Origin of the sequence: Morganella morganii, from assembly GCF_019242955.1 — a bacterium.
GTDB classification, from domain to species: domain Bacteria; phylum Pseudomonadota; class Gammaproteobacteria; order Enterobacterales; family Enterobacteriaceae; genus Morganella; species Morganella sibonii.
Genome location: NZ_CP066129.1, coordinates 2,005,106 through 2,027,223 on the forward strand (window position 1 = coordinate 2,005,106; position 22,118 = coordinate 2,027,223).

The following is a 22,118-nucleotide window of genomic DNA, read 5'->3' on the forward strand; positions in this document are numbered from 1 at the left end:
GCCACTCATCATAAATAAGGTATCTGTTCGTTGCGTTCATTTTATTTAGGATTTGTTTATCAAGTGTGTTTTATAATGCAGGCATTAAAATAAGAATACATTATTCAATATCTATATCCTGTCCGCCCCGTTCCGGGGCTTTTTTTTTATCCTGACTATATTCCTTCCTGAATCTGACCAGATATGAAAGGTGTGTCAGTTACCGTGATTGTTGAGAAAATCTCATCAAACAACGGAGGGGGATGTTAGCATCAAAAATTGAGAGGATCAAAATTAAGAATAAACTTAATGACTTCATATAAGTTTATGTTTTTTGGTTTTTTTGTAAAAAAATTGCCGGAATTCAGGATAAAATTCCGGCAATTAAATTGTAATGTTCTGTGTATCTGGTGCTAATTTTGTAACACAACATTACAACATGTTTCGCCTTTATAGAGGCTGGTGATATTTTCCAGCGTGGTTTCGCTGATGCTCAGCAGCGCTTCTTCCGTCAGAAATGCCTGATGACCGGTAAAAAGGACATTATGGCAGGAGGAGAGGCGGCGGAAGATATCATCCTGAATGACATCATTTGATTTGTCTTCAAAGAATAAATCCCGTTCATTTTCATAAACATCCATGCCCAGCGCACCAATTTTCTGCTGTTTGAGGGCATTAATGGCGGCAGCGGAATCAATTAACGCACCGCGGCTGGTATTGATGATCATCACGCCATCTTTCATTTTGGCGAATGCGGTTTCATTCAGCAGATGATGATTTTCCGGTGTCAGCGGACAATGAAGAGAAATCACATCAGACTGTGCAAACAGCGTGTTCAGATCGACATACTCCGCACCCAGATCCAGTGCAGCCTGGTTAGGATAAGGATCAGACACCAGCAGACGCATACCGAACCCTTTTAAAATCCGCAGCACGGCCAGCCCGATTTTTCCGGTGCCGACCACACCGGCGGTACGGTTATGCATATTAAAGCCGGTCAGGCCTTCGAGAGAAAAATTGGCATCACGGGTACGCTGATATGCACGGTGAATACGGCGGTTCAGACTCAGCATCATCCCGACGGCGTGCTCTGCCACGGCTTCCGGAGAATAGGCGGGTACGCGGACAACCTGTATCCCCAGCTCCTGAGCGGCCGCCAAATCCACGTTATTAAAGCCGGCACAGCGCAGTGCGAGGATTCTGATATTGAGATCTGCCAGTTCCTGTAATACTTCCCGGTTCGCATCATCATTGACAAAAATACAGACCGCATCAGCGCCCACGGCGTTTTTTGCTGTCTGTTGTGTCAGCGGGAAATCGAAATATTCGATATCATACTGAAAGCGCGGATCCTGATTAATCAAATCCATATGTTTGCTGTCGTAATGCTTGGTACTGTAACTGACGATTTTCATCGGAGTTCCTCTGCTAAAATAAATCGCTACACTAAACCGGATAGCCCTGACAAAATAGGGTGAACCTGTGTTCAGAAAGGGTTGAAATTTACTGACTACAGTATAACGCTTAGTTGATGTCACTGTAACCGGAGAACTGCACCTCTGAGGTCTATGAAAAAATTACTGAAAGTGCTGGTGGTACTGCTTGTTCTGCTGGTCATTATCCTCTCTGCCGCCTGGCTGACCATTCCGCGCTGGCTGCCCGCCGTGGTGAAGTCCTCGTTACCGGACGGTGTGACGCTGTCACTTTCTCAGCCAAAAATTCGTGCAGGCGGTCTCTATATAGAAGAAGCAGCTATCGGCAGTAATACGTGCAGGCTGGCCGGCGGAGAAAATCTGTCGCTTCATTATCAGCGCGGCGGCCGCTGGCTGATTGATGCCGGTTCAGTAACCAGTGATGCGGACTGTATTCAGAAATTACCTTCTGTGCCGGAAGAAACAAACAGCACACCGGTTGATATTGGCGCTCTGCTGTCGCAATTATCACCGGTGACACTGACCGCCGGTAAAGTCATTCCGGCTCCCTGGCAGGCGTATCAGGGGAAACTGAGCCTGACAACCACACCCGGACGCGGGCAGCATCTGAGTTATCAGGGAGAGAATATTCAGGCAGAACTGACGATTGATCCTGAGCTGAATGTAACCCTGTCGCAATTAAATGCGGTGATCGGTGATGAAAAATTTGCGCTCAGCGGCGCGCTGACACTGCCTCTGAATACCGCCTCTCTGCCGGAGAAAGGAACGTTACAGGCTGCCGTTGATACGACCGCCCGGCCGCAGCCGCTGGCAGTGACTTTTGACTGGCAGGGGCGGCAGGGTACGCTGACGCTGCGTGAAGCCGGGTCACAGGCCGTGCTGCTGAATATTCCCTGGGAAGCTGCCGCAGACAGCCTTCTGATTAAAAACGGAGAGTGGCGCTGGGATGAATGGGAACAACCGCTGCGGGGGACGTTCAGTGCGGAGCTGAAAAACTGGCTGGCGCCACCGGCAGATATGCGGCTGAGTGCCCGGATTGCGGTCACCACGCAGGGCGTACGCGGCAAAGGCACGATGGTACTGCAATTACCGGAAACACCGCTGCCGCTGGCTGAGTTTACGGTTCCTTTCGAACTGGCCGGGCGGGTCAATCATAATGATATGTGGGCGGCCGGGCGTGTTCCGGCGGTACTGACCGGCACGATTGCCGATCCGGTGGTCAGGTTACGTTCCGGGGCTCTGGTACGGGCCCGCGGGCAGCTCAGCCCGGATTTTCTGGTGGAAGAGCTGCGCCTGCCGCTGGCGGGAACCTCGTTGTCACAGAAAGGGATCTCCGGGCCGCTGGATGCTATTGTGACGGTAAATAATCCGGAACTGGGACGCTACCGTTTTCAGATGAAAGGCCAGGCGCGGGAATTTCTGCCGGACAGCGGGCGCTGGTACTGGCAAATCTGGGGAAAAGGCCGGATGAAACCGCTGAATGCGGACTGGACATTCTCCGGTGCGGGTTCCTGGCTGGACGAGGAAATCCGTATCAGAAAGCTGAATACGGGATTCAGCGGTATCCGCTACGGTATGATGTCGATGGATACGCCGGCGCTGACACTGTTATCCCCGCTGGTCTGGACCCGGACAGAGGGGAAACAGAAACTGTCGGGTAAAGTACAGCTGACCACGCGTAAAATCCGTGTGGACAGCAGTTATCTGCCGTCTGCCACTTTCGATATGGCGCTGGATGGCCGTGATCCCCGCGATTTTTCAGTTAAAGGAACACTGTCAGCCGGAAAAAATATCGGGCCGATACAGTATTGGAGCCGCTGGGACGGTGTTCGTCTGCGTGGCGAGGCACGCTGGCCGGAGCAGGATATGCGGGCATTTCAGACGCTGATCCCGGCTGATCTGGGGATCACTCTGCGTAATGGTGTGTTCTATGCTCAGGCAGCGTATTCCGCCGCACCGGGCCAGGGTTTTGTGGCCGGCGGGCACTGGGTGGTCAAACAGGCGGGGATGTGGCTGAAAGACGGCGAAGTGGATGGTGTTGATTTTGTACTGCCGTGGCGTCTGGCGGACAGCCGCTGGCAGCTCGGCAGCAAAACCCCGGTGATGCTGCGTATTGCGCGGGTGAATAACCTGTTTGAAGTGACCGGTATTAAAGCGGATCTTCAGGGTTATTATCCGTACGATGATGCCTATCCGCTGGAACTGTCCGGTGTCAGTCTGGATGTGCTGGGCGGGCAGGTCACTATGCCGTCGCTGACTATTCCGCAGAAAACCGCGGCGGTGATAAAGCTGGATAAACTGAATACCGGGCCGCTGATCAATACCCTGAAGGTGACACAGTTTTCCCTTGAGGGCAGTATCAGCGGGGAATTGCCGTTTTATATTGATAATCCGCAGTGGATTGTGCATAACGGCTGGGTGGAAAACGACGAACCGCTGACCCTCAATCTGGATAATCAGTTTGTTGAATCGGTCAGTGAAAACAATATTTCAGCAGGCACCGCCATTAACTGGCTGGATTATCTGGTGATGAAACGGGTGCGGACGGATGTTAATCTGACCAACCTGGGGGTACTGACAATGTCATCGGTGGTTTCCGGGTATAATCCGGTACTGGATGCGCGGCGGGCGGTAAACCTGAATTACCGGCATGAGGAAAATGTGTTTCAGCTATGGCGCAGTCTGCGTTTCGGCAGCAATCTGGAAGCCTGGCTGGAAAAGAGTATTTCACAGAATCAGGAGTCATATCCGACGGAGTCAGAATGAAAAAATGGATAGCAGGTGCGGTATTACCGCTGATGATTATCGCACTTAACGGGTGTCTCCGGGTGGAGGTTGCGACACCGGATAAACCCATCGATATCAATATGAACGTCAAAATTGAACATGAAATTAATGTTAAAATTGACCGTCAGGTTGAAGATTTGCTGAAAAATAACTCAGCGATATTTTGAGGTGAATAATGCGTAAATTCATTAACGGCGGGCTGGCCGCACTGACATTACTGATCAGCACCTCAGCGTTTGCGCTGACACTGGATGAAGCCAAACAGCAGGGGCTGGTGGGGGAAACATTCAGCGGTTATATCGCAGCAGTGGAGCAGGCGTCGTCACGGCAGGATGTCAGTGGTCTGGTGAAAGAGATTAATACGGCACGGACACAAAAATACACAGAGCTGGCACAAACTAACCGGATGAAGGCTGAAGAAGTGGCAAAAATCGCCGGTCAGAAACTGGTGGCACGTGCGCCGCAGGGCGAATATGTGCTTGGTATCAACGGTAAATGGCTGAAGAAAGAGTAACAGATGTAAAAAAAAAGCGCCGGATAAGCCGGCGCGGAACAAGGATGATTAATGATGATACAGCCTGTTTTTATGTTGTTATCCGGTTATGCGGAAAGTGCTTCAACACACTGACGGGCATTCTGCTGTGCTTTTTCGGCAAAATCCTCACCCATCGAGACACCTTCGGCATAAATAAACTCAATATCGCTGATACCGATAAAACCCAGGAACTGTTTCATAAACGGCACAATCAGATCAGAAGTCAGATCGCGGTGGAAGCCGCCGCGCGCAGTCAGGACAATCGCGCGCTTACCTTTCACCAGACCTTCGGCACCGTTTTCGGTATAACGGAACGTTTTACCGGCAGAGGCGATGAAATCCAGATAGGTTTTCATTTGTGTCGGTACGGTGAAGTTATACATTGGCGCGGTGAATACGATAACGTCGTGTGCAAAAAGCTCATCAATCAGTTCAGTCTGTAACGCATTTGCAGACAGCTGGCGCTGTGTTAAGGTGCCGCCTGCCGGTGCATGCATGCCGGAAACAATTTCATTATCCAGAACCGGTACCGGCTCAGCACTCAGATCACGGACAGTGATCGCATCATCTGCATGATTTTTCCGCCATTGTCCGATAAAATAATCCGCCATTTTGTTGGTGTGAGAGTAGTCCGCAAGAATACTGGATTTCAGAACGAGAACTTTTTGCATAGTAAACCTTGTTATTGTGATTCAGCTTATTTATTACGTGATTTATTACGTGAATAGTGTAAGAAAACCGCTGTATAAAGAACAGCGGATAAATTCGGCGCATAGCATCAAAAAATCTGACAATGTCCGGATGCGGCAAGTTTAATAAAGACGGGCGGTGTGTGTTACTCCGAAAACGGGATAACAATGATAAAGGGGAAACCCGCCGCACAAAAAGTCAAACCGTATCGACGGCAATCTATTACCTATCAGAAGGACAGCAAGGTGAATTCCCTTCTTAATGAATTAAAACAATTAATCCCCCATTTATCGCTGCGGGAGCAGCACCAGTTCCGTAAACGGCTGGCGGGTGTGGCGAAGATCCGCAACCCGGAATCTCAGCAGAAGGTACTGGCGGGATTACAGGATGAGATGCTGCGCGGTATCAGCCGGACTGAGCTGCGTATTGCTAACCGGCCGGAGATTACGTATCCGGATAATCTGCCGGTTTCACAGAAGCGTGAGGCCATTTATAACGCGATCCGCGACCATCAGGTGGTGATCATCGCAGGGGAAACCGGTTCCGGGAAAACCACGCAGATCCCGAAAATCTGTCTGGAGCTCGGGCGCGGTATTACCGGATTTATCGGTCACACCCAGCCGCGCCGCCTGGCAGCAAGAACCGTGGCTTCCCGTATCGCGGATGAACTGAAAGTTCCCCTTGGCGGTGCCGTGGGCTATAAAGTCCGTTTCAGTGATCAGGTCGGTGATAATTCACTGATTAAGCTGATGACGGACGGTATTCTGCTGGCTGAATTACAGCAGGATAAGCTGCTGCTGCAATATGACACCATCATCATCGATGAAGCGCACGAACGCAGCCTGAATATTGATTTTATCCTGGGGTATCTGCGTCAGCTGCTGCCGAAACGTCCGGATCTGAAAGTGATCATTACGTCAGCAACCATTGATCCGGAACGGTTTTCCCGTCATTTCGGTAATGCGCCGGTTATTGAAGTCTCCGGCCGTACCTATCCGGTGGAAGTCCGTTATCGTCCGGTCATGGGGGAAGAGAACGATACTGATCGCGATCTGACACAAGGCATTCTGGATGCGGTACATGAGCTGGGACGTGAAAGCGCCGGGGATATCCTTATCTTTATGAGCGGGGAACGGGAAATCCGTGAAACCGCCGATGCCCTGAATAAAGCTGATTTACGCCATACCGAAGTACTGCCGCTGTTCGCCCGTCTTTCCAACAGTGAACAGAACCGGATTTTTCAGCCGCACACCGGCCGCCGTATCGTGCTGGCCACCAACGTGGCGGAAACCTCACTGACGGTTCCCGGTATCAAATATGTGATTGATACCGGCTTTGCCCGTATCAGCCGTTACAGCTACCGGACAAAAGTTCAGCGTCTGCCGATAGAGCCGATTTCACAGGCATCGGCAAATCAGCGGAAAGGGCGCTGCGGACGTGTTTCTGACGGGATCTGCATCCGCCTCTATTCTGAGGATGATTTTCTGTCACGGCCGGAATTTACCGACCCTGAAATTCTGCGTACCAACCTGGCTTCCGTTATTCTGCAAATGACGGCGATCGGACTGGGTGATATCGCCGCTTTCCCGTTTGTGGAAGCGCCGGACAAACGCAATATTCAGGATGGTGTAAAACTGCTGGAAGAACTGGGTGCTATCGACGGTAAAACCTCCGCGGAAGGGCATTATCATCTGACACAAACCGGGCGTCAGCTGGCAAAACTGCCGATTGACCCGCGTCTGGCACGGATGGTACTGGAAGCCCGTAATCATGGTGCGGTGCGTGAAACCATGGTGATCGCCGCGGCGCTCTCTATCCAGGATCCGCGTGAGCGTCCGATGGAGAAACAACAGGCTTCTGATGAGAAACACCGCCGCTTTGCGGATAAAGAATCCGACTTTATTGCTTTTGTGAATTTGTGGAACTACCTGAAAGAGCAGCAGAAGGTGCTGTCTAACTCTCAGCTGCGTAAACAGTGTCGTCAGGAATTCCTCAACTATCTGCGTATCCGTGAATGGCAGGATGTGTATACCCAGCTGCGCCAGGTGGTAAAAGAGCAGGGAATACCGGTTAACAGCGAACCGGCGGATTACCGCAGCGTGCATCTGTCACTTCTGAGTGGTCTGCTATCTCATATCGGGCAGAAAGACACGGAAAAACAGGAGTTCACCGGGGCGCGTAATGCACGTTTCTCTGTCTTCCCGGGCTCGGGATTATTTAAGAAACCGCCAAAATGGGTGATGGTGGCGGAACTGGTCGAAACCAGCCGGTTATGGGGGCGTATTGCCGCCAAAATTGAACCGGAATGGATAGAGCCGCTGGCGCCGCATCTGGTGAAATACCACTACAGCGAACCGCACTGGGAGAAATCACAGGGCGCGGTGATGGCGACGGAAAAAGTCACGCTGTACGGGCTGCCGGTGGTGGCAGGACGTCCGGTCAATTACGGCAATATCGACCCGGTGTTGTGCCGCGAACTCTTTATCCGTCATGCTCTGGTGGAAGGTGACTGGCAGACCCGCCATGCTTTCTTCCGGGAAAACCAGACACTGCGCAACGAAGTGGAGGAGCTGGAACACAAATCCCGGCGCCGCGATATCCTCGTGGATGACGAAACCCTGTTCAGTTTCTACGATACCCGTCTGCCGCCGGATATTATCTCGTCACAGCACTTTGATAACTGGTGGAAACGGGAACGGTTACAGAAACCGGATTTTCTCAATTATGAGAAAAATATGCTGATCCGCTCTGATGCTAACCAGGTGACCGCGCAGGATTATCCGAATTACTGGTATCAGGGGGATCTGAAATTCCGACTGAGCTATCAGTTTGAGCCGGGAACGGAAGCGGATGGCGTGACCGTACACATCCCGCTGCCGGTACTTAACCAGGTCAGTCCGGAAGGATTTGACTGGCAAATTCCGGGACTGCGTGAAGAATTGGTTATCGCACTCATCAAATCTCTGCCGAAACCGGTACGCCGTAATTTTGTGCCTGCGCCGAACTATGCGGGAGCATTTATGGAGCGGGTACCTGAGCCGCAGGGTACATTACTGGATGCACTGGAACGGGAACTGCGCCGTATGACCGGTGTGACCGTTGATCGCGAATCCTGGCAACTGGAGCAAATTCCTTCACACCTGAAAATGACTTTCCGTATCACGGGAGATAAACAGAAAAAACTGGCCGAAGGTTATGATCTTGAGGCACTGAAACTGAGCCTGAAAGAGCAGGTACAGCAGACGTTATCTGATGTGGTGGATGACGGTATCGAACAAAGCGGTGCGCATATCTGGCGTTTCGGCGATATCCCCGGTTGTTACGAACAAAAGCGCGGTGGTTATGCGGTAAAAGCCTACCCGGCGCTGGTGGATGAAAAACAGAGTGTCGGGATTAAGGTCTTTGAAACGGAATTTGAACAGCAGCTGGCGATGCAGGCGGGAACGCGGCGTTTATTGCTGCTGAACATTCCGTCACCGATCAAATATCTGCATGAAAAATTACCGAACAAAGCCAAACTGGGGCTGTATTTTAACCCGTACGGTAAAGTGCTGGATCTGATCGATGACTGTATCGCCTGTGGTGTCGATAAACTGATAGCGCAATACGGCGGTGTGGTCTGGCAGGAGGATAAATTCGCTCAGTTACAGGAATTTGTCCGGGCAGAGCTGAATGAAACGGTTGCCGGTATTGCGAAGCTGGTGGAACAAATCCTGACCACGACGTTTGCTATCAATAAACGCCTGAAAGGGCGGATAGATATGCAGATGGCATTTGCGCTCTCTGATATCAAAGCACAGATGAGCGGGCTGGTCTTCCCGGGCTTTGTTACCGCTCACGGCTGGCAGCGTCTGCCGGATATCCTGCGCTACTTACAGGGGATAGAGCGGCGTATCGAAAAACTGGTGTCTGATGTTAACCGTGACAGGGCGAACATGAGTAAGATTGAGCATGTTCAGAATCTGTGGAAACAGTGGCAGGGCAAGCTGTCGCCGGTGGAGAAACGCAGACCGGAAGCAGAGGCCGTACGCTGGATGATAGAAGAGCTGCGCATCAGTCTGTTTGCCCAGCAATTGGGTACGCCTTATCCGGTTTCAGATAAGCGGATTATTCAGGCAATGGAACAAATCAGCGGGTAAAGTGCCGTTTTTACGGTATACTGTTTATTTATCCAGTATTAATAATTATAGTAATAAACGGGCATATCATCGCCCGTTTTCTTTTTGTTTATCGTGTATCCATCTCTATTTAGTTACAACATACAGAGTGTTTTATTACAGATACGCCGCAGGAAGCATCAGTGTTGTCTTTATTCAGCAGAAAGCATTCGCGGGATACGGGGGAGGAGACAAAAAAGCCGGTCAGTGACCGGCTCATATTTTCGTGTCTTCAGCGCACCAAATACCAGAGCGCAGGAACGGCGGCTATCAGCAGAGCAGCAATAATGCTCCACTCGATAAAATGCAGCGTGGTTTTTATCTCACGGTTTTTCAGAGCATACAGGAACACCAGAATACCCGGCGCATAGAGCACAACAGACAGCATGAGATTGATAATACCGGATGCATAAATCAGCCACAGCCCATACAGTGCGGCGATCATACCTACACCGAGCAGTGCCGGTTTCTTCATTTTCAGGGCGGTTTTTACCAGAAATGCACCGACCAGGAAATAAGGCACCAGAATCATTTCAGAAGCAATGGTCAGCAGCGTATTGTAATTACTGCCGCTGAGCCAGATCAGCACCAGTGCAAGCTGTACAGCACCGTTGGTCATCCACAAAGATGAAGAGGGGGCATTATTCGCATTCTGTTTTTTAAACGGTGACGGGAAAGAGCCATGCAGTGCCGCGATAAACGGGACTTCCGCGGCCATAATGGTCCAGCTCAGGTAAGCACCGCAGACAGAAATAATCAGACCCGCTGCAATAATAATCTCACCGCTGCCGCCAATCAGGCTCACCATCAGTGTCGCCATCGACGGATTACGCATTTCTGCCAGTTCCGGGCGGGCAACAACCCCCATTGACAGCAGGGTAACCAGGATATAAATCGTCAGCGCGGAAATCACCGCCATCATCGTGGCCAGACCGACATCTTTACGGCGGCGGGCGCGGGCGGAAACCACAACAGCGCCCTCAATCCCGATAAACACCCACAGCGTGATCAGCATGGTATCTTTCACCTGCTGCCACACCGGAACACCAAGATCCACACCGGTGAAATCAAGATGGAATGTATCCCAGCGGAACGCGATCACTGCCAGCACGATAAACAGTCCGAGCGGAACCAGTTTGGCGAATGTCGCCAGCTTATTGATACCGGCAGCAGTTTGTACACCGCGCAGAACCAGACAATGGACAAACCACAGCAGAATGGATTCCCCAATCAGCGCCTGCCAGGTATTTCCGTCACCGAAAATGATGCTGTCCGGGGTATCGGTAAAAAAGCTGAACGCTGCAAATACAATGACCAGATAAGAGACGTTAGCGATCACCGCACACAGCCAGTATCCCCAGGCTGAGCAGAAACCGATCAGTTCACCAAAACCGTCTTTGGCATAGGTAAAAATACCGCCGTCCAGATCAGGACGCAGCCGGGAGAGCAGCAGCAGAGCAAAAGCAAGAAAGAGGATACCGACACCGGTAATTGACCAGCCGATAATAAGTGCAGCCGGACTGGCCACTTCGGCCATATTCTGCGGAAGACTAAACACACCGGCGCCGACCATAGAACTGAGCACTAAAGCGGTAAGCGCGGTTAAACTGAGTTTTTTATCCAAAAGACCTTCCCGGTAAATCTGATGCGTTAAGCAGGTTATTCATGCAGTCAATCTGACTGAATACGCAAAAATTGGCGCTGATTGTACGGAGAGTCGGCGGGATATGCAATGTTTAATCATGCATTAATTGCATTATATTATGCATATTTGCTGTATATCAGAACGACGGCAGAGGAATGTAGTGAAAGTGTTAATACCTCAGGCTGAAGCTATAAAAAAAGCGTATCAGAGATACGCTTTTTTCCGGTGAACCGTCAGACCGTGATTATTTGTATAAGTCGGCGCTGATAGTTACGTTACCGCCGCTGGACTGCCACTGGCGGGTGATGTGGTAATATTTTGCCCCTTTGGCGGCTGCACGCTTGGCAACCTGATAGGAGACTTCCGGTGACGTGGTGTAGTAACCGGTGAAGGTGACACTGTCAAACGGTGCCATTACCGCGGCTGATGCTTTGTTCAGTTCCTGAACCTGAGTGCCGTCCGGCAGAGTGACGGTATAACGGCCGCTGCGGGAAGACTGGGTTTCAAAGAAACGACCGACATTATTACCGGCAGTATCTGTGGAAGAGGCCACGCCCGGAATTTCAACCTGTTTGGCTGCTTCGCCGCCGGCAGCCAGTGCTGCACGACCGGCATCAGAATCCGCAGGGATCAGCGCTTCTTCTGTCTGCAATACACGTTTTGGTGCATCGGCTTTATAGACATATGCTGTGACCAGCTGGTTTCCGCCATCGTTGGTGAAAATATTACGGACGATAAAGAAAGAAGCGGCACCTTTTTTCACTGCTTCTTTGGCGATAGCATCGTTCAGGTCAGGACTGTTGGCAAAAAAGCCGCTGACAGTCACGGTATCAAATGGCTGAAGACCAACCGCGTCTTTTTCAGGTAATTCATTGACACCACGGAACTGACGGTAGCCTTTTTTCTCGGCCGGTGGTGCATCGCGGTGGTAAACATCTGCAACAACGCGCATATTACCGTTGTTGTTCAGATCATCGAGGCTCTGGATATAGAAAGCATCGGCACCCATTTTGTCTGCTTTACGCGAAACGGCAGCTGCGGCTTCATAAATAGCATTAAAACGCCCTGTAACTGCAATCCGCTCGAAAGGCTGGTACTGAGCGGCCTGTTCCGGTGTTAATTCCTGTGCCGCCTGAGCGGGGAGCAGACTGGTAAATGAAAAAAACATCGCAGATGCGATGACCGTTGTTTTCAGCTTCATACAAAATCCTTCCGCCTTGCGCAATTAATATTCATAACGTGCTGAACCTGTAAATTTTATATCCTGGCCGCACAATTATGACATGTATTTGTGCTTGTTGTCGCTTTAATTTATCGTGCAATCTAACGACTGTTAATCATACAGCTATTTTTACCATAAATTTATGCAATCATAGTCATTTATCGGCAAAAAATTTTTCCGGTCGGATAAATGCCGTTTTAATTTCATCCGGCAAACAAATTAGATGGATCGATATCACATTTTTCAGTAGCTTATTAGGACATATCGGATAAAAGGGTGCTTTTGATCTGAATTTGTGCAAATGGTTGTTTTTTTACGCACATGTCTGACCAATCATCCGTAAAACACTTGAGCTTATATAAGGGAACATTATGCGTATTGGTGTACCAAAAGAGCGACAGTCTGGTGAAACCCGGGTCGCCGCCACGCCGGCAACAGTAATACAACTGAAAAAACTCGGATTTGATGTGGCTGTTGAAACAGGAGCCGGTCATCTTGCCAGTTTTGATGACAACGCTTACCGCGAAGCCGGTGCTGATATTGTCAGCACACAGGAAGCCTGGCAATCAGACCTTATTTTTAAAGTGAACGCCCCTCAGGATGATGAAATTCCGCTGATGAAGGCGGGCAGTTCTCTGGTCAGCTTTATCTGGCCTGCCCAGAACCCGCAGCTGATGGAAAAACTGGCCGCGCAGGGGGTTAATGTCTTTGCGATGGATTCGGTGCCGCGTATTTCCCGCGCCCAGTCGCTGGATGCACTCAGCTCTATGGCCAACATCGCCGGTTACCGTGCGATTGTGGAAGCTGCCAATGCTTTCGGCCGTTTCTTTACCGGACAGATCACTGCCGCCGGTAAAGTACCGCCGGCCAAAGTACTGGTTATCGGTGCCGGTGTTGCCGGTCTGGCCGCAATCGGTGCGGCAGGCAGCCTGGGAGCGGTTGTCCGTGCCTTTGATACCCGCCCTGAAGTTAAAGAACAGGTGAAAAGTATGGGTGCCGAATTCCTCGAACTCGATTTCGAAGAAAATGCCGGCAGCGGTGACGGTTATGCGAAAGTCATGTCTGAGGCCTTTATTAAGGCAGAGATGGCACTGTTCGCGGATCAGGCCAGAGAGGTGGATATCATTGTCACCACCGCACTGATTCCGGGCAGACCGGCACCGAAACTCATCACCAGAGAAATGGTTGAGTCGATGAAATCAGGCAGCGTGATTGTTGACCTGGCGGCTCAGAACGGCGGTAACTGCGAACTGACTGTGCCGGGAGAAATCCACACCACCGAAAACGGTGTCAAAATCATCGGTTATACTGACCTGGCGGCACGTCTTGCCACACAATCATCCCAGCTTTACGGCACCAACCTGGTGAACCTGATGAAGCTGATGTGTAAAGAGAAAGACGGGCAGATCAACATTGATTTTGATGATGTGGTGATCCGTGGTCTGACAGTAGTGAAAGCCGGTGAAATCACCTGGCCTGCACCGCCGATTCAGGTATCTGCACAGCCGCAGGCAAAACCGGCCGCTGTCAAAGCAGAGAAAAAACCGGAAAAACCGATGTCACCATGGCTGAAATACGGCCTGATGGCACTGGCGTTTATCCTGTTCTCCTGGCTGGCGAATGTGGCTCCGCCGGAGTTCCTGTCCCACTTTACTGTGTTTGCACTCTCCTGTGTGGTCGGCTATTACGTGGTCTGGAATGTCAGCCATGCGCTGCATACCCCGCTGATGGCGGTGACCAACGCAATTTCGGGGATCATCGTTGTCGGCGCACTGCTGCAAATCGGCAGCGGCGGCTGGGTGACATTCTTCTCCTTTATTGCGGTACTGATCGCCAGTATCAATATTTTCGGCGGATTCACCGTCACACAGCGTATGCTTAAAATGTTTCGTAAGGGGTAATGAATATGTCAGGCGGAGTCGTTACAGCGGCATATATTGTTGCCGCAATCTTATTTATTTTCAGTCTGGCCGGGTTATCCCGCCATGAAACCTCACAACGGGGTAACCTGCTGGGTATTACCGGTATGGCTATCGCGCTGGTTGCCACTATCTTCGGGCCGTATTCTGCCAATATCGGCTGGATTATTGTTGCCATGGTGATTGGTGCGGTGATTGGTATTCGTCTGGCACGTAAAGTCGAAATGACCGAAATGCCGGAACTGGTTGCTATCCTGCACAGCTTTGTGGGCCTGGCGGCGGTACTGGTCGGTTTCAACAGCTATATGGATCACAACCAGGCACTGACCTCTGCGGTGATGAATAACATTCACCTGACAGAAGTGTTCCTCGGCATCTTTATCGGTGCGGTGACCTTCACCGGTTCTATTGTTGCTTACGGCAAATTATGCGGAAAATTATCCTCAAAACCGCTGATGCTGCCTAACCGCCACAAACTGAATCTGGCGGCACTGGTTGTTTCTTTCCTGCTGTTATGGACCTTTGTCAAAACTGACAGCACCGGTTTACAGGTCTTCACGCTGATCCTGATGACGGTGATTGCACTGGCTTTCGGCTGGCACCTCGTGGCGTCTATCGGCGGTGCGGATATGCCGGTTGTGGTTTCTATGCTGAACTCGTATTCCGGCTGGGCAGCGGCGGCGGCGGGCTTTATGCTCAGCAACGACCTGCTGATTGTTACCGGTGCGCTGGTCGGTTCTTCCGGTGCGATCCTGTCTTACATTATGTGTAAGGCGATGAACCGCTCCTTTGTCAGCGTCATTGCCGGTGGTTTCGGTACTGACGGTACTGTTTCATCCGGTGATGAAGAGCAGGGCGAGCACCGTGAAATCAGCGCGGAAGATGTGGCGGAAATGCTGAAAGGCGCAAGTTCTGTCATCATCACCCCGGGATATGGTATGGCGGTAGCCCAGGCTCAGTATCCGGTTCACGACATCACCCAGAAACTGCGTGACAAAGGGATTGAAGTGCGTTTCGGTATCCATCCGGTTGCCGGCCGTCTGCCGGGGCACATGAACGTCCTGCTGGCTGAAGCAAAAGTACCTTACGATATCGTGCTGGAAATGGACGAAATCAACGATGATTTCAAAGACACTGACGTGGTACTGGTGATTGGCGCGAACGACACCGTTAACCCGGCAGCGCTGGAAGATCCGAACAGCCCGATTGCCGGGATGCCGGTTCTGGAAGTGTGGAAAGCGCAGAACGTGATTGTCTTCAAACGTTCAATGAATACCGGTTATGCCGGGGTTCAGAACCCGCTGTTCTTCAAAGAAAACACCCAGATGCTGTTTGGCGATGCCAAAGCCAGCTGTGACGCCATTCTGCGCGCACTGTAATCCGGGTAAAAAAAGCATAAAATGCACAAGGCGGGTAAATGCGTTACCCGCCTTTTTTTCACTCAGAGGATTCAGATTAATGAAAAAAATGATGGCCGTTTCACTCTTTCTCTTCTCTGCTTCCGCATTAGCCATTCCGAATATCTGGACATCCGGTTTCGGCCAGGGGTTTATTGAGTACGGGATCAGTAATGACACCGGCGTGACCGTTGTCGTTGCCTGTAACGTCGGGGCGGACCCGGAGGATTATGAAAATTCAATCGATCACAGTATTGATATTTCCGCCGGTGATCATGAAGTGGAAGGGCAGATTGAATTTCTGATCGACGACGAAGCGTATTTTGTACCGGACAGCACTAAGAACCGCGCCGGTGCTGCGGCCTGGACCAATCTGACAGAAGCGCTCAGTAAAGCCACGGAGTTTAAGGTTTATTCCGATAATAAAGTAGTCGGCGAATTTAAACCGAATAAGAAGAACGTGAAAAAAGTGCTCGGTGACGGGATGTGTGCGCCACTGTTCTGATTATCGCAGAACGCGCAGAAAATTCCCGCAGAAGCCGTGGCCTCTGCGGGAGACAGGATTAATCATCATCACTGGTATCTATCGGACAAACAAAACCGTCCGGTTTTACGGCCAGCAAATCACACTTCAGATGGTCAATGACATGTTCAGCCGTATTACCGAGGAATGCAGCCGAAATACCGGTCCGGCCGATAATTCCCAATACCACCACCCCGGCATTCAGCTCACCGCACACTTCCGGGATCACTTTCTCCGGTAATCCTTCATAAACATGAGTGTATTCTTCGCCGACGGAGAATTGCTGGCGCAGCTCTTTCATCGCGATAAGATGCTGGCCGCGCAGTGCGTTGTTGTAAGTATTCGGGTCAAAATCCGGTAATTCGATAGCGATATTAATCGGCGCTACCGGATAAGCGCTGACCAGATGGATGGCCGGGTCTTTTACAATCCGTTTCGCGAGATCCTGTGTCAGCGAGACCAGTTTGAGATTCAGTGCATCATGGTACGATTCTTCATTGGACAGATTGACACCGACCACAACAGAACCCTGTTCCGGCCAGACTTTATCTTTAACCATCCAGACAGGACACGGACATTTACGCAGAAGCTGCCAGTCCAGCGGGGTGAAAATCAGCGATTCAAACTTATCGTTCTGGTGTGCCATTTTCAGCAGCAAATCATGACCACCGCTGACAACTTCTCTGATAATCGCCTCATAAGGCCGGTTATGCCATACCACTTTCACTTCGATATCGATACCGGCTTCCAGATAGTAACGCGCCTGCTGTTTGATCCACGCGCAACGCTGGGCAATTACCCCTTTACGCATTGCATCCCGTTCTTCGGGGGACAACAGGGTAGTCATATCGTATGACAGATCATAGATAGGTAAGAAAGCTTTGATGCGTCCGCCATTGCGTTGCACGATATATACCGCACGCCGTAATGCCGGCTGATCATCCTGATTGGGGTCTATTGCAACTAAGAGGTTCTGATATTCAGACATTCATCTCTCCTCGCGGGGCTGGATACGTATCTATAAAGATAAACCAAACAGGAGCAGGAATGTAGGAAATATTCGCACCAGACCGAAATAAACCGGTCTGATGCGTTTTACGGCAGCCAAAAATGTTGCCGGGAGAGAGATTACTAGTCCTGCGGCAGTGCAGGCACTTTACCGGCCAGTGCAGCCAGCTGTTCCATATCTTCGATGGTGATATATTTGCCTTTTACTGCCAGCATTCCGCTCTTCTGGAAACGACCCAGCAGACGGCTGATGGTTTCAACGGTCAGACCCAGATAGTTACCGATATCACCACGGGTCATCGTCAGGCGGAATTCACGCGGGGAGAAACCGCGCTGGGCAAAACGGCGTGACAGGTTATAAATAAAGGCCGCCAGACGCTCTTCCGCATTCTTTTTGGACAGCAGCAGGATCATTTCCTGGTCGCCTTTAATTTCGCCGCTCATCAGGCGCATCATCTGCTGACGCAGGTTCGGCATTTTACCGGACAGGTCATCCAGCGTTTCATACGGAATCTCGCAGACCATGGATGTTTCCAGTGCCTGGGCAAAACTCGGATGCTCGGTATTGATAATGGCATCAAAACCGACCAGGTCGCCGGCAAGATGGAAGCCGGTGATCTGCTCATCACCTTCTTCGGTGATAGTATAGCTTTTGATGGTCCCGGAGCGGATTGCATACAGTGATTTCAGCTCATCTCCGGCTTTAAACAGTGCCTGACCTTTCTGGATAGGCTTTTTGCGCTCGATAATATTGTCGAGCTGATCCAGCTCATGCTCATTCAGCGTGAACGGGATGCAAAGCTGGCTGATGCTGCAATCCTGGCAGTGGATCGCGCAGCCACCTGATTGAATTCTACGTACTACACGTTTTTCCGGGATCATAGGCTTGCTCTTGAAATAATATTGATTTGAATCAATTTTATCACAGACTACCAAAAGTGGTAAGTGGTCTGAGTTTAAATATCGTCATACCGGGCTAAAAACAGGGGCATAATATTGACATATTATGCTTTTTTCGTGATGTCATAATGTGAATTATTTGATTAAACTCTCAATAATCCGGTTTAAAATAACAGAGAGCCTGAACGCAGGTCAATTTTCTGCCATCTGCATGTTAACAGGCAGGTGAAATATGAATAAAGCGTTCTTCCTGCGTTATAAAATAGTGTGATACATTAAAAACAATCACAAATAAATAACGAAAAAACCATTATTCCGCACGGATAAAAAATATAAAAAAGAGAGTGCCGGACATAATACACCGTCATAATCGTGCAGTGCTATCTTTGATACGCTGCATTATGCTGAAACTGTAATGAACCTGATTCGTCATAAAACGACAGGCATTACAAAACCGGGACTGTTTAAGGAAAAGTAATGATGTCATATGCATTACCTGAATCGATGATGGCAATTGATATTACCCGGCCCGGCGGCCCGGAAGTATTACAGGCAATTGAGATGCCGTTGCCGAAGGTACAGGGAGAATACCTGCTGGTTAAAGTGGCCGCCGCCGGTGTCAACCGGCCTGATGTGTTCCAGCGTCAGGGCAGTTATCCGCCGCCTCCGGATGCATCGCCGGTTCCGGGACTGGAAATCGCAGGTGAAGTCGTGGCGGTCGGGGATGAATGCAAACGCCGCCAGGTCGGCGATAAAGTCTGTGCGCTGGTTGCGGGCGGAGGATATGCAGAATATTGTCTGGTCCATGACAGCATCGCACTGCCGCTGGAAAACCTGAGCTACACCGAAGCCGCGGCCATTCCGGAAAACTTCTTCACGGTATGGGCGAATGTCTTCCAGACCGGCAAACTGCAAAGTGAAGAGAGTGTGCTTATCCACGGCGGTACCTCCGGTATCGGCAGTGTGGCGATTATGCTGGCAAAAGCCTTTGGCGCTACGGTATACACCACTGTCGGCACGGCTGAAAAAGCGGAGCTTGCCCGGCAACTGGGGGCAGATCACGTCATTAATTACCGCGAAGACGATTTTGCGCAGGTTATTCCGGAACTGACCGGCGGACAGGGCGTGAACATGGTTGTTGACCTTATCGGTGGTGATTATGTCAGCAAAAACTATGAGGTTGCGGCCAAAGGCGGACGAATTATCCAGATCGGCCTGATGCGCGGTAACCCGCAAAACCTGAATCTGATGCCGCTGATGGTAAAACGCCTGCTGCATACCGGCTCAACACTGCGGGCGCGGACACCGGAAGAGAAAGCCGTCATTGCCCGTGATCTTGCCCATAAAGTCTGGCCGCTGCTGCGGTCGGGAAAAGTCAAACCACTGGTAAACTATACGTTTAACCTTGCAGACGCGGCAAAAGCCCACCAGCTGATGGAATCCGGTGATTTAACCGGAAAAATTGTTCTGATTAATCCGGACTTCTGATTTTTTCTTTTATATCTGCACTGTCAGCCTGTTTCGCACCATTTGCTGATAGTGCAGGTCACTTCCTGCTATACTCTGATAGTGATAATCATTCCCGTTAAAATACAAATCGTGCTGTTTTAGATATATCTAATTTGATCTTTCCATACCGGAGGACTATAGTAGTTCCTGAAGGCAAAACAGATATATCTAAAAACTGATTTTGCTGATTATCACTCTATATCACAAAAGGAATTTACTATGTTTCTTCATGCATTACGCCATCGTGCCTGTGATTCACAGGAAGGGCGTCAGCGTCACGGGGGCCATGGCGGCCGCCACGGGGAACACCACGGGCAGGACGGACACCGTTGCTGCGGCGAGCATCATGGTCACGGCGAGCGTCGTGCTCACGGTGAACATCGCGGTCATTGCTGTCATGGTGACCACCATGGACACGGCGAACATCACGAACACGGCTGTCACGGTGATCATCATGAGCATCACGGACACGGTTGCCGCGAAGAGCGCGAACACGGTCGTCACCGCGGCCGCGGGAAGGGCCTGCGTCGTCTGCTTGATCACGGTGATCTGCGCATCATGATGCTGGCGAATCTTAACCAGAAACCAAGCCACGGTTACGAATTAATCAAATCCATCGGCCAGCTGACTTCCGGCCTCTATACACCAAGTCCGGGCGTGATTTATCCGACACTGACACTGCTCGAAGACCAGCAGCTGATTGTGGCGGAAAACACCGGGAACGGCCGTAAAAGCTACAGCCTGACACCGGAAGGTAAAATGCATCTGGAAGAGAACACTGATGTTCTGGAACAGATTGCACAACGCTTACAGGAAACCAAATCTTTCCGCCGCGGTTCGCTGTTATCCGATGAAATCGAACAGGCGCTGGGGAATTTACGGGCACTGCTGCGCCATAAACTGGTCACCAGTGAACTGGATGAAACCAAGCTCGGTCAGATCGCCGATATTCTTAATGATGCAGTACGGAAAATAGAAGCGGTCAACGACGCACTCAGCAAAGAAGGGGAATAACATGGCGGAAAACACCACCTCCGGAAAGATCCCGCCGGAAAAACCGGTTCAGGATGAAAAACAGGAAGCGGTGAACACCGGCAGACCCGCAGATAAACCGTGTCCCAGCTTACCGTTTTCCTATTTACGCCGCGCCTTGCGCAACAAGGTCGGCAAACACGAATAACCGGGGCGCAGAGAATGCGCCCGGGTCGTGCAAAAAATCAGCGTGATTTCAGCGCGCGAATTAATTTATCCATGCCTGCGGTGAGTTTATCACGCGGGCATCCGGCATTCAGACGCAAAAATCCGCGTCCTTCTTCCCCGTAGGTATATCCCGGCATGATCGCCACTTTTTCCCGCGTAATCAGGGTATGTTGCAGAGCATCATCATCAATATTCAGCGGGTTCAGATCTATCCACGCCAGATAGGTCGATTCCGGCACCTGCCAGTTCAGTTCCGGCAGTTCCGCATCCAGCCGCTGCTTTATATAGTCCAGATTAGCAAAGAGATAATCACGCAGCTCATCAAGCCACGGTGCGCCGTCACGGTATGCCGCTATATGCGCGATAACCGCCAGAACCGCAGGGGAAGATAGCCCGTCACAGGCTTTCAGCTGATGAAAATAGGCTTCACGGGAGGCGGTATCTGAAATCAGCCCGTAAGCACCGGTCAGTGCCGGAATATTAAAGGATTTGGATGCCGAGGTGAATAGCGCCCATTCCCCGCGTCCTGTTTCAGACCACGGCGTGTGCTGATGCGGTGCACGGCACAGATCCATATGAATTTCATCACTGATCACCCGCACATTATGCCGCTCACACAATTCAGCCATGGTGGTCAGCTCATCGCGCGTCCAGACTTTCCCGGTCGGGTTATGCGGGCTGCATAACAGCAGAATCCGCGTCTCCGGCTTTGCAAGCAGGGATTCCAGCACATTCATATCACACCACCAGCCCTCCGCCGTTTTTTGCAGCGGGCAGGGAACCACAGTACGCTGATTGCCGGTAATCGTCTTATAAAATGCATCATAGGCGGGCGTATGCACCACCACACCGTCACCGGGTTGCGACCACAGGCGGATCATCTGACTGACCATGTAGATGACTGACGGCCCGTACACCAGCGCCTGAGTATCAATCTGCGCCTGAAAACGGGATGAAAACCAGTGTGCGATGGCGCTGAGAAAATCCCGGTGCTGCCAGCGGCTGTAGCCGAATACACCGTGTGCGGTACGCTCTGAAATTGCTTTCAGGATCACCGGCGCGGTGACGAAATCCATATCTGAGATGGTAAAAGGCAGTAAATCGGCCTGACCGAAACGATCCTGCACAAAATCCCATTGTGTGCAGTAAGTACCGTGGCGATCAACCGGAACAGAAAAGTGAAAGGACATAGTTTCTCCGGAAAGAAAAACCGC

The 22,118-nt window shown here is 50.9% G+C and carries 17 protein-coding genes; 10 read left to right on the top strand and 7 right to left on the bottom strand.

Translation table 11 applies throughout. From position 1 onward, the window contains the following. Positions 1-392 precede the first annotated feature (392 nt). Positions 393-1,394, bottom strand: a complete 1,002-nt coding sequence (locus tag JC793_RS09265) for a 2-hydroxyacid dehydrogenase (protein WP_046892159.1) — start codon at positions 1,392-1,394, stop codon at positions 393-395. A gap of 153 nt (positions 1,395-1,547) precedes the next feature. Here JC793_RS09265 and JC793_RS09270 point away from each other — a divergent pair, with 153 nt between their 5' ends. Genes JC793_RS09270 through JC793_RS09280 form a run of 3 tightly spaced genes read left to right on the top strand, consistent with a single transcriptional unit; the run spans position 1,548 to position 4,713 of the window. Continuing rightward, the gene (locus JC793_RS09270; RefSeq protein ID WP_218428266.1) at positions 1,548-4,178 is read left to right on the top strand and encodes a YdbH family protein; all 2,631 of its coding nucleotides are present in this window, start codon (positions 1,548-1,550) and stop codon (positions 4,176-4,178) included. After that, positions 4,175-4,366 carry a YnbE family lipoprotein gene (locus JC793_RS09275; protein WP_004237534.1) on the top strand — a complete coding sequence of 64 codons (192 nt, stop codon included), beginning with the start codon at positions 4,175-4,177 and terminating at the stop codon, positions 4,364-4,366. The genes JC793_RS09270 and JC793_RS09275 overlap by 4 nt, the downstream gene beginning before the upstream one ends. Positions 4,367-4,374: 8 nt before the next feature. Next, positions 4,375-4,713 carry a YdbL family probable chaperone protein gene (locus JC793_RS09280; RefSeq protein ID WP_046892157.1) on the top strand — a complete coding sequence of 113 codons (339 nt, stop codon included), beginning with the start codon at positions 4,375-4,377 and terminating at the stop codon, positions 4,711-4,713. A gap of 86 nt (positions 4,714-4,799) precedes the next feature. On the opposite strand, the gene JC793_RS09285 is transcribed toward JC793_RS09280, so the two are convergent. Continuing rightward, positions 4,800-5,405 (bottom strand): FMN-dependent NADH-azoreductase, encoded by a 606-nt coding sequence (locus JC793_RS09285; protein WP_046892156.1) that lies wholly within the window; start codon positions 5,403-5,405, stop codon positions 4,800-4,802. 186 nt (positions 5,406-5,591) lie between these two features. On the opposite strand from JC793_RS09285, the gene hrpA reads away from it, so the two are divergent. Next, positions 5,592-9,563, top strand: coding sequence for an ATP-dependent RNA helicase HrpA (gene hrpA, locus JC793_RS09290; protein WP_218428267.1), 3,972 nt, complete (start codon positions 5,592-5,594; stop codon positions 9,561-9,563). Positions 9,564-9,813: 250 nt separating this feature from the next. Here hrpA and JC793_RS09295 read toward each other — a convergent pair whose 3' ends face one another. Next, a complete protein-coding gene (locus JC793_RS09295; RefSeq protein ID WP_046892154.1) occupies positions 9,814-11,205 on the bottom strand; it encodes an amino acid permease in 1,392 nt (463 codons plus the stop codon). A gap of 265 nt (positions 11,206-11,470) precedes the next feature. Further along, positions 11,471-12,427 (bottom strand): DUF1471 family protein YdgH, encoded by a 957-nt coding sequence (gene ydgH / locus JC793_RS09300; protein ID WP_052927805.1) that lies wholly within the window; start codon positions 12,425-12,427, stop codon positions 11,471-11,473. Between the two features lie 392 nt (positions 12,428-12,819). Here ydgH and pntA point away from each other — a divergent pair, with 392 nt between their 5' ends. The 3 genes from pntA (at position 12,820) to JC793_RS09315 (ending at position 16,269) form a co-directional block, all read left to right on the top strand. Then, positions 12,820-14,349, top strand: coding sequence for a Re/Si-specific NAD(P)(+) transhydrogenase subunit alpha (gene pntA, locus JC793_RS09305; protein ID WP_218428269.1), 1,530 nt, complete (start codon positions 12,820-12,822; stop codon positions 14,347-14,349). A 5-nt stretch (positions 14,350-14,354) separates the two neighbouring features. Next, positions 14,355-15,746: a Re/Si-specific NAD(P)(+) transhydrogenase subunit beta gene (gene pntB, locus JC793_RS09310; RefSeq protein WP_046892650.1), complete on the top strand. Its 1,392-nt coding sequence runs from the start codon at positions 14,355-14,357 to the stop codon at positions 15,744-15,746. Between the two features lie 79 nt (positions 15,747-15,825). Continuing rightward, entirely contained in the window at positions 15,826-16,269 is a 444-nt protein-coding gene (locus JC793_RS09315) for a YfjT/YkfB family phage-associated protein (RefSeq protein ID WP_025153253.1), read from the top strand. 58 nt (positions 16,270-16,327) lie between these two features. On the opposite strand, the gene uspE is transcribed toward JC793_RS09315, so the two are convergent. Continuing rightward, positions 16,328-17,275, bottom strand: a complete 948-nt coding sequence (gene uspE / locus JC793_RS09320) for a universal stress protein UspE (protein ID WP_046892151.1) — start codon at positions 17,273-17,275, stop codon at positions 16,328-16,330. Positions 17,276-17,418: 143 nt separating this feature from the next. Next, complete coding sequence (gene fnr, locus JC793_RS09325; protein WP_004237544.1) at positions 17,419-18,177, bottom strand: fumarate/nitrate reduction transcriptional regulator Fnr; 759 nt, start codon at positions 18,175-18,177, stop codon at positions 17,419-17,421. Positions 18,178-18,672: 495 nt separating this feature from the next. Here fnr and JC793_RS09330 point away from each other — a divergent pair, with 495 nt between their 5' ends. The 3 genes from JC793_RS09330 (at position 18,673) to JC793_RS09340 (ending at position 20,884) form a co-directional block, all read left to right on the top strand. Then, entirely contained in the window at positions 18,673-19,683 is a 1,011-nt protein-coding gene (locus JC793_RS09330) for an NAD(P)H-quinone oxidoreductase (protein ID WP_046892150.1), read from the top strand. A gap of 240 nt (positions 19,684-19,923) precedes the next feature. After that, positions 19,924-20,718 carry a PadR family transcriptional regulator gene (locus tag JC793_RS09335; RefSeq protein ID WP_218428271.1) on the top strand — a complete coding sequence of 265 codons (795 nt, stop codon included), beginning with the start codon at positions 19,924-19,926 and terminating at the stop codon, positions 20,716-20,718. Position 20,719: 1 nt separating this feature from the next. After that, positions 20,720-20,884, top strand: a complete 165-nt coding sequence (locus JC793_RS09340) for a hypothetical protein (RefSeq protein ID WP_166707754.1) — start codon at positions 20,720-20,722, stop codon at positions 20,882-20,884. A gap of 37 nt (positions 20,885-20,921) precedes the next feature. Here the strand turns inward: JC793_RS09340 and JC793_RS09345 are convergent, their stop codons facing one another. Next, positions 20,922-22,094, bottom strand: a complete 1,173-nt coding sequence (locus JC793_RS09345) for a MalY/PatB family protein (RefSeq protein ID WP_218428273.1) — start codon at positions 22,092-22,094, stop codon at positions 20,922-20,924. Positions 22,095-22,118: the final 24 nt, after the last annotated feature.